Annotated in this window: 10 protein-coding genes; 9 read left to right on the top strand and 1 reads right to left on the bottom strand. The window is 70.5% G+C overall.

The genetic code is table 11. From position 1 onward, the window contains the following. Positions 1 to 63: 63 nt before the first annotated feature. The 9 genes from mdlC (at position 64) to HFGMBDPB_RS05060 (ending at position 12,723) form a co-directional block, all read left to right on the top strand. Complete coding sequence (gene mdlC, locus HFGMBDPB_RS05100) at positions 64 to 1,710, top strand: benzoylformate decarboxylase (protein ID WP_283248022.1); 1,647 nt, start codon at positions 64 to 66, stop codon at positions 1,708 to 1,710. Between the two features lie 28 nt (positions 1,711 to 1,738). Next, positions 1,739 to 2,677 carry a ketopantoate reductase family protein gene (locus HFGMBDPB_RS05095; protein ID WP_043790407.1) on the top strand — a complete coding sequence of 313 codons (939 nt, stop codon included), beginning with the start codon at positions 1,739 to 1,741 and terminating at the stop codon, positions 2,675 to 2,677. A 42-nt stretch (positions 2,678 to 2,719) separates the two neighbouring features. Next, positions 2,720 to 3,694, top strand: a complete 975-nt coding sequence (locus tag HFGMBDPB_RS05090; protein ID WP_160851978.1) for a Bug family tripartite tricarboxylate transporter substrate binding protein — start codon at positions 2,720 to 2,722, stop codon at positions 3,692 to 3,694. A 70-nt stretch (positions 3,695 to 3,764) separates the two neighbouring features. After that, a complete protein-coding gene (locus tag HFGMBDPB_RS05085; RefSeq protein ID WP_126312465.1) occupies positions 3,765 to 4,763 on the top strand; it encodes a Bug family tripartite tricarboxylate transporter substrate binding protein in 999 nt (332 codons plus the stop codon). 453 nt (positions 4,764 to 5,216) lie between these two features. After that, positions 5,217 to 6,428 carry an efflux RND transporter periplasmic adaptor subunit gene (locus HFGMBDPB_RS05080; protein WP_212645021.1) on the top strand — a complete coding sequence of 404 codons (1,212 nt, stop codon included), beginning with the start codon at positions 5,217 to 5,219 and terminating at the stop codon, positions 6,426 to 6,428. After that, entirely contained in the window at positions 6,425 to 9,598 is a 3,174-nt protein-coding gene (locus tag HFGMBDPB_RS05075; RefSeq protein WP_212645020.1) for an efflux RND transporter permease subunit, read from the top strand. The genes HFGMBDPB_RS05080 and HFGMBDPB_RS05075 overlap by 4 nt, the downstream gene beginning before the upstream one ends. A gap of 11 nt (positions 9,599 to 9,609) precedes the next feature. Further along, positions 9,610 to 10,929: a TolC family protein gene (locus HFGMBDPB_RS05070; protein ID WP_212645019.1), complete on the top strand. Its 1,320-nt coding sequence runs from the start codon at positions 9,610 to 9,612 to the stop codon at positions 10,927 to 10,929. 62 nt (positions 10,930 to 10,991) lie between these two features. Continuing rightward, positions 10,992 to 12,092: a sensor histidine kinase gene (locus HFGMBDPB_RS05065; protein ID WP_212645018.1), complete on the top strand. Its 1,101-nt coding sequence runs from the start codon at positions 10,992 to 10,994 to the stop codon at positions 12,090 to 12,092. Next, positions 12,085 to 12,723 (top strand): response regulator transcription factor, encoded by a 639-nt coding sequence (locus tag HFGMBDPB_RS05060; RefSeq protein ID WP_212645017.1) that lies wholly within the window; start codon positions 12,085 to 12,087, stop codon positions 12,721 to 12,723. The genes HFGMBDPB_RS05065 and HFGMBDPB_RS05060 overlap by 8 nt, the downstream gene beginning before the upstream one ends. 50 nt (positions 12,724 to 12,773) lie before the next feature. Here HFGMBDPB_RS05060 and HFGMBDPB_RS05055 read toward each other — a convergent pair whose 3' ends face one another. Then, entirely contained in the window at positions 12,774 to 14,438 is a 1,665-nt protein-coding gene (locus tag HFGMBDPB_RS05055) for an MFS transporter (protein ID WP_212645016.1), read from the bottom strand. Between the last annotated feature and the right edge of the window lie 2 nt (positions 14,439 to 14,440).

The following is a 14,440-nucleotide window of genomic DNA, read 5'->3' as shown; positions in this document are numbered from 1 at the left end:
GACTTCCATGGCCACTGCGCGGCACGCACCGGGCGGCCGGCCCATTCCCCAGGAGACCCCATCTTGCAAGCACCCACCACACCGCGCAGCCAGCCCGCCGAGGCATCCTCTTCCACCGCGACCTGCACCGCGACCTACACCGTGCGCCATGCCGTGATCGCCATGCTGCGCGAGCTGGGCATGACGCGCATCTTCGGCAACCCGGGCTCGACCGAGCTGCCGCTGTTCCGCGACTATCCCGAAGACTTCTCCTATGTGCTGGGCCTGCAGGAAACCGTGGTCGTGGGCATGGCCGACGGCCATGCCCAGGCCACGCGCAATGCCAGCTTCGTGAACCTGCATTCGGCCGCGGGCGTGGGCCATGCCATGGCCAACATCTTCACGGCCTTTAAGAACCGCACGCCCCTGGTGATCACGGCGGGCCAGCAGGCGCGCTCGCTGCTGCAGTTCGACCCCTTCCTGCACTCCAGCCAGGCCGCCGAGCTGCCCAAGCCCTATGTGAAGTGGAGCTGCGAGCCCGCGCGCGCCGAAGACGTGCCCCAGGCGCTGGCGCGCGCCTACTACATCGCCATGCAGGAGCCGCGCGGCCCCGTGCTGGTCTCCATTCCCGCCGATGACTGGGACAAGCCGGCCGAGCCCGTCACGCTGCGCCATGTGGGCTTCGAGACGCGGCCCGATCCGCGCACGCTGGACCTTATCGGCGATGCGCTGGATGCGGCGCGTGCCCCGGCCCTGGTCGTGGGCGCGGCCGTGGACCGGGCCCAGGGCTGGGATGCCGTGGTCGCGCTGGCCGAGCGCCACCAGGCCCGCGTCTTCGTGGCCCCCATGAGCGGGCGCTGCAGCTTCCCCGAGGACCATCCCCTGTTCGCCGGCTTCCTGCCCGCCATGCGCGAGCGCATCGTGCAACTGCTGTCCGGCCATGACGTGGTCTTCGCCGTGGGCGCGGCCGCCTTCACCTACCATGTGGAAGGCGAGGGCCCGCACATCCCCGAAGGCACGGCGCTCTACCAGCTGATCGAAGACCCGGCCATTGCCGCCTGGGCCCCCGTGGGCACGGCCGCCGTGGGCAATGTGCGCATGGGCGTGGAGGAGCTGCTGCAGCGCCCCGCGCCCGCACCGCGCCAGGCGCCCGCACCCCGGCCCGCAGCGCCCGTGCCGGCCGCGCCCGCCGCAGGCGAGCGCATGTCGGTGGCCTTTGCCATGCACACGCTGGCCCAGGTGCGAGACCGCCACAGCATCGTGGTGGAAGAGGCGCCCAGCTCGCGCTCCACCATCCAGACCTACCTGCCCATCTTCCACTCGGGCACCTTCTACACCATGTGCAGCGGCGGCCTGGGCCACAGCATGCCGGCCGCCGTGGGCGTGGCGCTGGCAAAGCCCGAGGCGAAGGTGGTCGCCGTCATCGGCGACGGCTCGGCCATGTACGCCATCCAGGCCCTCTGGAGTGCAGCCCAGCTGCGCCTGCCCATCAGCTTCGTGATCCTCAAGAACCGCCGCTATGCGGCGCTGCAGGACTTCGCCCATGTCTTCGGCTACCGCGAGGGCGAGAAGGTCGAGGGCACGGAACTGCCCGACATCGACTTCGTGGCGCTGGCCCGTGGCCAGGGCTGCGACGGCGTGCATGTGGAGAACGCGGCCGAGCTGGCCGAGGTGCTGGCCCGCGCGCTGGCCCATCCCAAGCCCATCGTGGTCGAGGTCGAAGTCGCCTGAGGCGAAGCCCCCTGCAGGAGACACGGCAATGGAAAACACAAGAAGCATAGGCATCCTCGGCGCAGGCGCCATGGGCACCTTGTTCGCCGCACGATTGGCCAACGTCGGCCTGGACGTGACCCTGGTCGATGTGAACGACGAACTGCTGCAGGCCCTGAACCGCGATGGCGCGCGCTGCCACACCGATGAGGGGCTGCTGCAGGCCCGCGTGCAGGCCGCGCGGGCCGAGCAGCTCACGGCGGGGCCGGCGCTGTGGCTGGTCTTCACCAAGTCGGCCCATACGCGGGCCGCGCTGCAGGGCATTGCCCATCTCATCGGGCCGGACACGCATTTCCTGAGCCTGCAAAACGGCATAGGCCATGCCGATGCGTTGCGTGAAATGGTGCCGCTCGAACGCATCGCCGTGGGCGTGACCACCTGGCCTGCGCGCGTGATGTCGCCGGGCGAGGTCAGCTCCATGGGGCAGGGCGGTATCCGCTTCATGCCTTGCGATGGCCAGCGCAGCGCGGTCTTCGACCTGCTGGCGGACGACCTCAACCGCGCAGGCATGCATTGCCGCATCGACCCGCAGGTGCAGGAAGCCATCTGGGAAAAGCTGGCCTTCAATGCCGCCTTCAACGGCGTGTGTGCCGTGACGCGCCAGACCGTGGACGGACTGGCCAATCCGCAGGGCGAGGCCCTGCTGCAGCGCGTGCTGGACGAGGTGCTGTCCGTCGCCCATGCCCATGGCGTCGCCGCCAGCGCCGAGCGCGTGGGCGCGGCCGTGCGCGATGCGCTGGACCATCACCGGGGCCACCAGCCCTCGATGCTGCAGGACCTGCTGGCCGGCCGTGCCACCGAGACGGGCGCCATCCATGGCGCCGTGCTGCAGGTGGCCGACCGCCTGGGCATTGCCGTGCCCGTGACGCGCACGCTGCATGCACTGGTCAGCCTGTCCGAGAACGCGGGCGCCGTCGCGCCGCGCTGAACGCGCTCAAGGCAAAACGAGCCACTACAAGAAGGAGACAAGATGCTGCGCAGACAAGCACTCAAGGCCGCACTGGCCATAGGCGCCCCGCCCCTGCTGGGCATGGGCACGGCACACGCCCAGACCGGCAAGCCCATCGAATGGGTGGTGGGCTTTGCCGCAGGCGGCGGCTCGGACGCCGTGGCGCGCGGCGTGGCCGAAGTCTGGGGCAAGGCCCTGGGCCGCACCGTGGTCGTCATGAACAAGCCCGGTGCAGGCACCAACATCGCCGCCGAATACGCGGCGCGCACGCGCGAGCTGGGCAGCCTGGTCTTCACGGCCGACTTCGCCACGCTGGCGGCCAACCCCCACCTGTTTCGCAAGCTGGCCTACAACGCCGAGAAGGACTTCGTGCCCATCGGCCTGCTGGCGCGCTTTCCGCTGTTCCTCGTGGTCGGCAACCCGTTGCCGGTGCACAACCTGCAGGAGTTCACGCAGTGGGTGAAGGCCCAGCCCGGCCCCGTCAGCTATGGCAGCCCGGGCCTGGGCACGCCCCACCACCTGGCCACCGAACTGCTGGCCCAGCGCCTGGGCGTGAAGATGTCCCATGTGCCCTATCGTGGCGCGGGGCCGGCCCTGATCGATGTGATCGGCGGCCAGATCCCCTTCATGCTGGCCGACAGCGCGGCGGCGGCCCAGCACATTGCGGCCGGCAAGCTGCGCGTCATCGGCGTGGCCAGCGCCGAGCGTCTCAAGAGCCACCCGGGCGTGCCCACGCTGGCCGAGCAGGGCGTGAAGGATTTCGAGGCCCATGCATGGCAGGGCCTGGTGGCGCCGGCCGGCACGGACGACGCCACCGTGCAGGCCTGGTCCGTGGCGCTGCAGCAGGCGCTGCGCTCGCCTGCCGTGCTGGCGCGCTTCGAGGCGCTGTCGCTGGAGCCGCTGCCCGGCACGCCCGCCCAGATGCGTGACTACTGGCGCAGCGAAAGCCGGCGCTGGGGCCAGGTCATCGAGTCGGCGGGCATACGGCTGGATTGACCGTAGCGCCGCTGCTGCTTCAGGCGCCCTCACCGTTTTCAAGAACTCATAACCCAAGGAGACATAGCTCATGCACAAGACAAATCCCTTCAGCCGCTGGCGCCGCCTGGGCCTGCTGGCCCTGCTGGGCGCGACGGCCTCGGTCCCTGCGCTGGCGCAGAAGGCCGGCGACAAATGGCCCGAGCGCCCCGTGCGCCTGGTCGTGAACTTCGCGCCCGGCGGCGCGGCCGATGTGCTGGCGCGCGCCATCACGCCCACCATGTCCCAGGTGCTGGGCCAGTCGGTGGTGGTGGACAACAAGCCCGGCGCGGGCGGCAACATCGGCATCAGCGAAACCGTGCGCGCGCCCAAGGATGGCTACACGCTGCTGCTCAGCTCGGGCGGGGCCATCACCATCAACCCGATGATCTACAGCAAGCTGGCCTTCAATCCCGAAAAGGACTTGACGCCCGTGGCTGCCGTGGCGCGCGTGCATGTGTTCCTGGAGACCAATCCCGCCGTGCCCGCCACCAACGTGGCCGAGTTCATCAAGCACCTGAAGGCCAACCCCGGCAAGCTGTCCTACGGCTCGCCGGGCCAGGGCAGCTCGCCGCATTTGGCAGGCGAGATGTTCAAGCGGATGGCCGGCGTCGATGCCGTGCACGCCCCCTACAAGGGCGCGGGCCCGGCGCTCAGCGACGTGCTCAGCGGGCAGCTGCAGTTCTGGTTCGACCCGGGTCCGGGCCTCAAGCAGGTCGAGGCGGGCAAGCTGCGCCTGCTGGCCATCGGCAGCCCGCACCGCTCGCCGCAGTACCCCAACGTGCCCACGCTGGCCGAAAGCGGCCTGCCGGGCTTTGATGCGGACACGCTGTTCGGCATCTACGCGCCCACGGGCACGCCCGAATCGGTGATCGAGGCCGTTCGCACTGCCGTGGCCAAGGCGCTGGAGCAAAAGAACGTCAACGACGTCATCCTCACCCTGGGCGCCACGCCCGCGCCCCTGAGCCGCAAGGCCTTCATCGACCACCACGCCACCGAGCGCGAGCGCTTCGGCGAACTGGTGAAAGCCATCGGCCTGAAAGTGGACTGAGCTTTCCCGCAGGCCATCGCCCGCAAGCCGCCCGCTCCGCGCTGGCGGCTTTTTGCTTTCCGGGCCGGGCTGGGCCGGGCCAGGCCAGGCCGAGGGGCCCTTGTGCCGGCCATCTTCTATACGAAGGTATATCCCGCATCCACCAATGAACAGGCCAGCCTTCCCAACAAAGGCTGGCCGCAGGCACTTTCGCCTTTGATAATTCCGGGCACATATTGCACTGCAGCAAACAGGGCTCCCGGCCTGCACGGGGACTGCGCCACCCACACGCAAAGGAGTACCCCATGGACCCCGATCCTGATTCCGATCCCGATCCTGCCAGGCGCTGCCGCGCCGCCTCTTTCCGCCTTTCCCTTCTTCCATTTCTTGATCTGCCCGGACCCGGGCGGAGGCCTGTGATCGCCTGAAGGGGCGAGAGGTCTGCGCGGGTCCGTGGCGCCCGGAGACCTCAGGATGACCCGCTTTCTCGCTTCTGAACGACCAGGCCGACCCCATGGCCGACCCCATGGCCTGCACCAGCGCCATCCCTTGCTGGCGGCCGCCTGGCCTATGGGCGGGCTGCTGATCAGCGTGGCCATGGCCGCCTGCAACGGCCCGGCCGAAACCCCGGCTGCAGCAGCAACCCCCGCCACCGCCGCCCCGCAGCCGGCTCCCGTGCGCCGCGAAGGCAACCTCATCGTGGTGCCCGAAGGCTCGCCGCTGCGCGAGCGCCTGCAGGTGGCCGAGATCGCGCTGCAGCCGCTGCAGACCCGCCTGTCGGCCCCCGCCACCATCGAGGCCGAGCCTGAAAAGCTGGTCCGCATCACGCCGCCCGTGGCGGGCCGCCTGGTGCGCCTGCACCACCAGCTGGGCGATGCGGTGAAGGCCGGCGATGCGCTGATCACCATGGACTCCTCCGAGATCTCCAGCGTGCGTGCCGAGCACGCCAAGGCCCAGGCCGCGCTGCTGCACGCGCGCCAGGAATTCGACCGCCAGAAGCTGCTGTTCGATGCCGAGATCGCCGCGCGCAAGGATTACGAGGCCGCGCAGCAGTCGCTGGCCGCAGCAGGTGCCGATGCGCGCGCCGCCTCCGATCATCTGTCCCAGCTGGGTGCGGCCGTGCAGGAAGGCTCGCGCGGCAGCTACGTGGTCAAGTCGCCCATCAGCGGCCGCGTGGTCGAGATGGCGGGCTCGCAGGGCGGCTACTGGAACGATGTGAATGCCTCCGTCATGACCGTGGCCGACCTGCGCAAGGTCTGGCTCAGCGCCAGCGTCAGCGAGCGCGACCTGGCCCATGTGGACGTGGGCCAGCAGGCCCACATCGCGCTGGCCGCCTATCCCGACCTGCAGCTGCAGGGCCGCGTGCAGTACGTGGGCGAGCTGGTGGACACCGCCACGCGCAGCGTCAAGGTGCGCGTGGCCGTGGACAACCCCGAAGGGCGGCTGCGCCCCGGCATGTTTGCGCGCGTGGGCTTCGACGCCCCGGCGCGCCAGGCCGTGATGGTGCCGGCCGCGGCCCTGCTGCAGGGCCAGGTCAGCACGCGCGTCTTCGTGGACAAGGGCGGCTGGCGCTTCGAGCCGCGCGACGTGCAGGTCGGCGCGCAGCAGGACGGCCAGGCCGAGATCCTCTCGGGCCTGGCGGCCGGCGAGCGCGTGGTGGTCAACGGGGGAGTGCTGCTGCAATGATCGAGCGCATCGTCAACATCGGCTTTTCGCGCCGCGGCGTGGTGTGGCTGGTCTTTTGCTTCGCGGCCCTGTATGGCGTGTTCAGCTGGAAGCAGCTGCCGCTGGAGGCCTATCCCGACATTGCCGACGTGACCTCGCAGATCGTCACCCAGGTGCCAGGCCTTGCGGCCGAGGAGATCGAGCAGCAGATCACCATCCCGCTGGAGCGCGCCCTGCTGGCCACGCCCGGCATGCACGTGCTGCGCTCGCGCAGCCTGTTCGCGCTGTCGCTGATCACCGTGGTCTTCGAGGACGGCGTGGACGGCTACTGGGCGCGCCAGCGCCTGAAGGAGCGCATCGACGAGGTCACGCTGCCCTATGGTGCCCGCGCCGGGCTGGACCCCTACAGCTCGCCCACGGGCGAGGTCTACCGCTACACGCTGGAAAGCCCGGTGCGCAGCCTGCGCGAGCTGTCCGAGCTGCAGCAGTGGGTGGTGATCCCGCGCCTGAAGAAGGCCCAGTCCGTGGTGGACGTGACCAACTTCGGCGGCCTGACCACGCAGTTCATGCTGGAACTGGACCCCGCGCGGCTGCTGCAGTACGGGCTGGCGCTGTCCCAGGTGATCGAGGCCATCAATGCCAACAACGCCAGCGGCGGCGGCAGCGTCATCGACCGGGGCGATGTCTCCTATGTGGTGCGCGGCGTGGGCCTGCTGGGCTCGCTGGACGACATGGGCAACGTGGTCGTCAAGACCACGGACAGCGGCACGCCCGTGCTGGTCAAGGACCTGGGGCGGCTGACCTACGGCAACGTGGAGCGGCGCGGCATCCTGGGCAAGGACGGCAACTCCGACACCCTGCAGGGCATCGTGCTGCTGCTCAAGGGCTCCAACCCCTCGCAGGCGCTGGAGGGCATCCACGCCGCCGTGGAGGAGCTCAACGGCAAGCTGCTTCCGCCCGACGTGAAGGTCGTGCCCTACCTGGACCGCACCACGCTGATCGAGCGCACCACCCACACCGTGGGCAAGACCCTGGCCGAAGGCCTGATCGTCGTGACCCTGGTGCTGCTGGTCTTCCTGGGCAGCCCGCGCGCGGCGCTGATCGTGGCGCTGACCATTCCCATGGCGCTGCTGCTGGCCTTCATCTTCATGCACCACGCGAAGATTCCGGCCAACCTGCTGTCGCTGGGCGCCATCGACTTCGGCATCCTGGTGGACGGGGCCGTGGTCGTGGTCGAGAACATCCTGCGGCGCCGCGAGGCCGACCAGAACCGGCCGCTCACGCCCAGGGACGCCATCACGGCCACGCTGCAGGTGGCGCGGCCCATCTTCTTCGGCATGTGCGTGATCGCGGCCGCCTACCTGCCGCTGTTCGCCTTCGAGCGCATCGAGTACAAGCTGTTCTCGCCCATGGCCAGCGCCGTGGGCGCGGCCCTGGTGGGGGCGCTGGCCGTGGCCCTGCTGCTCACGCCGGCCCTGGCCTGGCTGGCCTTCCGCAGGCCGCGCAGGATCTTCCACAACCCCGTGCTGCACCGGCTGGGCGTGGGCTATGACCGCTTCCTGGGCGCGGCCGTGGGCCGCGTGCGCTGGCTGGCGGGGGCCGTGGCGGCCTCGCTGCTGGCGCTGGGCGTGCTGGCCGGCACCATGGGCCGCGACTTCCTGCCGTACCTGGACGAAGGCTCCATCTGGCTGCAGGTGCAGATGCCGCCCGGCATCACGCTGGACAAGGCGCGCGACATGGCCGACGCGCTGCGCAGCGCCGCGCTGGAGTTCCCCGAGGTCTCCTACATCGTCACCCAGACCGGGCGCAACGATGACGGCACCGACTACTGGACGCCCTCGCACATCGAGGCCAGCGTGGGCCTGCATCCCTATGGCGAATGGAAGTCGGGCCTGACCAAGCAGCAGCTGATCGCGAAGATGGCCGCGCGCTTCGACCAGTTGCCCGGCTATTCCGTGGGCTTCATGCAGCCCATGATCGACGGCGTGCAGGACAAGCTGTCGGGCGCGCACAGCGACCTCACGGTGAAGGTCTTCGGCCAGGACCTGGCCGAGGACCGGAGCGTCGCCGATGCCCTGGTGGCCGTGCTGGAGAAAGTGCCCGGCGCGGCCGACGTGGCCGTGGACGTGGAGCCGCCGCTGCCCAACCTGCGCATTGCGCTGGACCGCGCCGCTGCCGCGCGCTACGGCATCAATGCCTCCGAGGTGGCGCAACTCATCTCCACCGGCGTGGGCGGGGCCTCCATCGGCCAGCTGTACGTGGGCGAGCGCAGCTACGACATGGCCGTGCGCTTCACGCCCGACACGCGCAGCAGCCCCGAGGCCATCGGCGCGCTGCGCCTGTCGGCCGCCAATGGCGCCCAGGTGCCGCTGGCCGACGTGGCGCGCATCACCACCACCGTGGGCCAGAGCGTCATCGTGCGCGAGGGCGGGGAGCGCCACATCCTCGTCAAGCTCAATGTGCGTGGCCGCGACCTGGCGGGCTTCCTCAAGGATGCGCACACCGCCATCGACCAGCACCTGGACTACGACCGCCAGAAGCTGCACATCGAGTGGGGCGGCCAGTTCGAGAACCTGCAGCGTGCCGAGGCGCGGCTGCTCATGATCCTGCCGCTGACGCTGGGCATCATGCTGGTGCTGCTGTTCGGCGAGTTCGGCAACCTGCGCCAGCCGCTGCTGGTGCTGGGCGTGGTGCCGCTGGCCATGATCGGCGGCTTTGCGGGCCTGCACCTGCGCGGCATGACGCTCAACGTCTCCAGCGCCGTGGGCTTCATCGCGCTGTTCGGCGTGGCCGTGCTCTCGGGCGTGCTCATGGTCTCGCAGATCAACCGGCTGCGCCGCGAGGACGGCCTGGGCCTGCGCGAAGCCGTGCTCGAAGGCGCCTCCAGCCGCATGCGCCCCGTGCTGATGACGGCCACCGTCGCGGCCTTCGGCCTCACGCCGGCCATGCTGGCCACGGGCCTGGGCAGCGACGTGCAGCGGCCCCTGGCCACCGTCGTGGTCTGCGGCCTGTTCAGCGCCACCTTGCTGACCCTGCTGCTGCTGCCCAACCTCTACTACGTGATCGAGGCCCGTGCCGCCCGCGCGGCCGAGCGCCGCCAGCGCCGCGCCGCTGAACGCGGTGAGAGCGGTGATCCGGATGCCGCCGAGGACGAGGGCGGGCATCGCACCGCAACGAGCCAACCCCATTGATGCGAGTCGCCATGCAAACGACCCCTTTCTTCCCCAGGCAGGCCCTGGCCCTGCTGCTGTGCCTTGGCGCCGCAGCGCAGGCGCAGACGGCGCCGTCCGCCGGCCTGCGCTTTTCCGACTACCTCAACGCCGTGGAGCAGCACAGCCCGCTGCTGCGCTCGGAGGAGCAGGGCGTGGAATCCGCGCGTGCCGGCATCGGCATCGCCGGCATACGCCCCGACCCCAGCCTCACGCTAGGCGCCTCGCGCGAGCAGGTGCGCACGGGCCAGCCCCGGCCCACCACGCGCAACTACGAGATCAGCATGGAGCTGGAGACGGGCGGCAAGCGCGCCGCACGCATTCAGTCCGCACGCAGCCAGGTGCGCCTGTCCGAGGCCGGCCTTGAAGGCGTGCGCAGCCAGCTGTTCTCCGATGCCGCCCAGGACTACACCCAGGCCTGCCGCGACTCGATGGCGCTGGAGCGCAAGCAGCAGACGCTGAAGGCGCTGGACGATGTGGTGCAGGCCAACGAGCTGCGGCGCAAGGCCGGCGACATCGGCGGCGTGGAATGGCTGCAGTCGCGCGTGGAGCGCGACCGCTTCCAGGCCGAGGTGGTGCAGGCGCGCGCCGAGGCGCAGACCGCGCGGCTGGCGCTGTCCGTCCCGCTGGGGCGCCGCCTGTCCGAAGTCTTTGCCAGCGACACGCTGCAATGCGGCTTCATGGAATTGGCCGAAGACTCGGGACCGGAGGATGCCGATGCCCTGGTCGCCCAGTCCCTGCAGTCGCGCGCCGAGGTGCGCATCGCCCAGGCGGCGCTGGAGCATGCGCGCGACAACGCGGGCCTGGCCCGGGCCAACCGCTGGGTCAATCCCACGCTGGCCGTGGGCATGGCCGCCGTGCCCGCCACGGCCGGTGGCACGGACGCCCAGGGCAATCCCTTCGATGGCGGCGGGCGCTCGCGCACGCTGTCGGTCTCGGTCAGCGTGCCGCTGCCGCTGTCGCGCCTGGACCGGGGCGACCTGGTGCAGGCCGAGGCGGCCGTCACCCAGGCCATGCTGGCCCTGCAGCAGGCCCAGAACCGGGCCGAGGCCGATGTGCGCGCCGCCCGCTTTCGCCTGAGCGCCGCGCGCGAGAACGTGCAGCGCTACCGCGACGGCGTGCTGCGCGATGCGCAGCGCGTGCTCGAAGGCATGCGCCTGTCCTACCGGCATGGCGAGGCTTCGCTGCTGGAGCTGCTGTCCGCCCAGCGCTCGGCCGACGAGGCCTACCTGGGATCGCTGGAGGCAGAGACCGAGCTGGCCAAGGCCACGGTGGAGCTCCAACTGAGCGTGGGCCGCCGGCCCGCGCTTTGAGCGCGGGAGGGCAGGGCATCTTGCGACACAATCGACACGCCCTCATCGCAGCCCTGCACGCCATGACCACCGCTCTGCGCCGCTTTCCCCATTGGCCCCGGGCCCTGATCCTGGCGGCCATGGGCGTCGCCATGGCCGCGATCTTCGCGCTGGACACGCTGACCGACTACGCCGTGGCGGCCGCCGTGTTCCACACCGCCATCATCCTGGTGGCGGTGCGCTGGTTCAGCCCGCGCGTGGTCATCGGCCTCACGGCGCTGTGCATCGTGCTGACCCTGGCCAGCTTTGCGCTCACGCCTGCCGGTGCCTATCGCACCGGACTGATCAACATGGTGATCAGCATCCTGGCCATTGCCATCACGGCCTATCTGGGCCTGAAGATGGTGGCGGCCCAGAACGCGGCCCATGCGGCGCGCACCCAGCTGCTGCGCATCACCCAGGCCACCAGCCTGGGGCAGTTGACGGCCTCCATCGCCCATGAGGTCAACCAGCCGCTGGCGGCCATCGTCACCAGCGGCAACGCCTGCCAGCGCTGGCTGGCCCAGGAGCCGCCCAACCTCGCCAAGGCCGGCCAGGCGCTGGAGCGCATCCTGGGCGATGCGCAGCGCGCCAGCGATGTCATCGCCCGCATCCGCAGCATGGCACGCGGAGACGCACCCAGCCGGCAGTCCTTCGACCTCAACGAGGCCGTGCGCGAAATGGCCCGCCTGTCCGTCGCAGAGCTGGACCGGCGCGGCGTGGCCCTGGACCTGCAGCTGGCGACCGCGCTGCAGCCGGCCTGGGCCGACCGCGTGCAGATCCAGCAGGTGCTGGCCAACCTGCTGCTCAATGCCGTGGACGCCATGCAGCACACACCGGCCGCGCAGCGGCGCATCGCCATCGCCACGCAGGCCCTGGGCCAGCAGCTGGTGCTGACCGTGGCCGATGCGGGCGAAGGCCTGTCGCCCCTGGCCCGCACCCACCTGTTCGACGCCTTCTGGACCACCAAGCCCGACGGCATGGGCCTGGGCCTGAACATCTGCCGCCACATGGCCGAGGCCAACGGCGGCCGCATCTGGGCCACGGACCGCGAGGACGGGCGCGGGGGCACGGCTTTTCACGTCACCATCGCCTGCGCCCCGGCCACGGGCGACAGGTCTTCCACGGGATTGCGCCATGGCTGAACCTTCCACGGCCGAAGCCGAGGCACTTGTCTACATCGTCGATGACGACGCCTCGGTGCGCGCAGCCATCGAGGACCTGCTGGCCTCGGTGGGCCTGTGCGTGCGCGCCTTCGGCGCCACGCGCGAGTTTCTGGACCACTGGCAGCGGCAGCCGCCGCAGGGGCCGGCCTGCCTGGTGCTGGACATCCGCATGCCTGGGCAAAGCGGCATGGACTTCCGGCGCCAGATGCTGGAGCTGGGCCTGAAGCTGCCCACCATCTTCATCACCGGCCATGGCGACATTCCCATGAGCGTGGAGGCCATGAAGACCGGCGCCATCGAGTTCCTGACCAAGCCCTTCCGCGACCAGGACCTGCTCGACGCCATCCAGCAGGGCATTGCCCTGGACCGCCAGCGCCGCGCGCTGGAGGCCGGCGAACAGGCGCTGCGCGCCTGCTGGCAATCGCTGTCGCCCGGCGAGCAGGAAGTGGTCGTGGGCGTGGTGCGCGGCCTGCTGAACAAGCAGATCGCGGCAGACCTGGGTGTGAGCGAAATCACGGTCAAGGTGCGCCGCAGCCAGGCCATGCGCAAGATGCAGGTGCGCACGCTGGCCGACCTGGTGCGTGCGCTGGAGCGGCTGGATATCCGCTGAGGTGTCCTGGCAGGCCGGGCGCAGGCCAGGGGCCGGCCTGCCGCAACGCTTCAGTGGGCGTGGCCGTGCGCCGGTGCCTGCGCAGGCCCGCTTGCGGCACTGGCGGCATCCAGCGCCAGGAAGTGGTGGACCACGGGCCGCCCGGGGCCGATGTGAAAGCGCAGCGCCTGGGCCTGCAGATCGGCATCGGCCCTGGACACGCGCTGGTGCTGGCGCAGATGCTCGGCCCAGGACTCCACCAGGAACCACTCGATCACCCGGCCCGGCTCGCCCGTGTGCTCGGCAATGCCCCAGGCATAGGCGCCATCGCGGCGGCGTTCGCGTGCCACATGCTGCATGGCCTCGATGAAGGCCGGCAGGTCCTGGCGGCGCACCTGGTACTCCACCTGGATCATCACCGGGCCACGGTCATGGGCCACCGGTTCGGCCAGCAGCGGCTCGGGCCAGTGGTTGGAGGCCTGCAGGTCCGCCTCCCCCGTGGGCAGCTTGATGCGGTGGAACACCAGCGAGATGGCCACCAGGCCCGCCGCGCCGATCAGCAGCGCCGTGGGAATGCCCACGCCCTGTGCAAACAGCCCCCAGGCCAGGCTGCCGCCCGCCATGGCGCCGTTGAACACCATCAGGTAGATGGCCAGCCCGCGGCCGCGCACCCAGTTGGGCAGCACCGCCTGGGCCACGCCGTTGAGCGTGGTCAGCGCAATGATCCAGCCCAGGCCCAGCACCAGCATCAGCAGCACGGCGGCCCATTGCGGCGGCGCGGTGGACAGCGCGGCCATCACGGCGGCGCTGAGCACGGAGGACAGCAGCACCAGGCCATCGGCATCCAGCCTTTTGCGCAGGCGCGGCAGCACCAGCGCGCCCAGGATGGCGCCTGCGCCCACGGCGCCCAGCATCACGCCGTAAAAGCCTGCCGAGCCGCCCAGCATGCGCCGCGCCACCAGCGGCAGCAGGGCCCAGACCGAGCTGGCGAAGAGGAAGAACACGGCGGCGCGCAGCAGCACCACATGCAGCTCGCGGCTGGAGCGGGCATAGCGCAGGCCTGCGCGGAAGGCGCCGAAGAACTGCTCATTCAGGGCCGAGGCCTCGGCCTTGGGGCGCTTCCACCAGACCAGCGCGGCGATCACGAACACATAGCTGGCCACGTCCGCGCCATAGGCCGCCGCCGCGCCGAAGCTGGCCAGCAGCAGGCCGCCGGCCGCAGGGCCCAGGGCGCGTGCGATGTTGATGCCCAGCGAGTTCAGCGCCACCGCGTTCTTGAGGTCGCTGCGCGGCACCAGCTCGGGCACGATGGACTGCCAGGTCGGCCCCATCAGCGCCGCGCCTATGCCGCCCACGAAGGTCAGCGCCACCAGGTACTCCACGGTCAGCGTGTTGGTGCGTGCCAGCAGCAGCAGGCTGGCGCTGACGGCGGCCAGCAGGATCTGGATGCCGATCAGGAAACGGCGGCGGTCCAGGATGTCGGACAGCACGCCGGCCGGAATCGCCAGCAGGAAGATGGGCAGCGTGGCCGCCGTCTGGATCAGGGCCACGGCGGCCGGGCTGGCCGACAGCTCGGTCACCATCCAGGAGCTGGCCACATCGCGCATGAAGCTGCCGATATTGCCCAGCACCGTGGCCGCCCACAGCACGGCGAACACGGGCTGTCGCAGCGGCGCGAAGCTGCCGGAGGAACTGCCGGCAACAGCTGGGGCAGACGGCTTGGAATCGATGGACATGG

The organism is Delftia sp. PE138 (assembly GCF_018320755.1).
Classification (GTDB): domain Bacteria; phylum Pseudomonadota; class Gammaproteobacteria; order Burkholderiales; family Burkholderiaceae_C; genus Comamonas; species Comamonas tsuruhatensis.
This window is presented reverse-complemented; position numbering and strand designations above follow the sequence as displayed.

What these genes read in the sequence shown, in the direction of transcription:
- HFGMBDPB_RS05080 (WP_212645021.1), top strand. Translation starts at nt 5,217, where the DNA reads ATGACCCGCTTTCTCGCTTCTGAACGACCAGGCCGACCCCATGGCCGA.
- HFGMBDPB_RS05095 (WP_043790407.1), top strand. Translation starts at nt 1,739, where the DNA reads ATGGAAAACACAAGAAGCATAGGCATCCTCGGCGCAGGCGCCATGGGC.
- HFGMBDPB_RS05090 (WP_160851978.1), top strand. Translation starts at nt 2,720, where the DNA reads ATGCTGCGCAGACAAGCACTCAAGGCCGCACTGGCCATAGGCGCCCCG.
- HFGMBDPB_RS05075 (WP_212645020.1), top strand. Translation starts at nt 6,425, where the DNA reads ATGATCGAGCGCATCGTCAACATCGGCTTTTCGCGCCGCGGCGTGGTG.
- HFGMBDPB_RS05060 (WP_212645017.1), top strand. Translation starts at nt 12,085, where the DNA reads ATGGCTGAACCTTCCACGGCCGAAGCCGAGGCACTTGTCTACATCGTC.
- HFGMBDPB_RS05070 (WP_212645019.1), top strand. Translation starts at nt 9,610, where the DNA reads ATGCAAACGACCCCTTTCTTCCCCAGGCAGGCCCTGGCCCTGCTGCTG.
- HFGMBDPB_RS05055 (WP_212645016.1), bottom strand. Translation starts at nt 14,438, where the DNA reads ATGTCCATCGATTCCAAGCCGTCTGCCCCAGCTGTTGCCGGCAGTTCC.
- HFGMBDPB_RS05085 (WP_126312465.1), top strand. Translation starts at nt 3,765, where the DNA reads ATGCACAAGACAAATCCCTTCAGCCGCTGGCGCCGCCTGGGCCTGCTG.
- HFGMBDPB_RS05065 (WP_212645018.1), top strand. Translation starts at nt 10,992, where the DNA reads ATGACCACCGCTCTGCGCCGCTTTCCCCATTGGCCCCGGGCCCTGATC.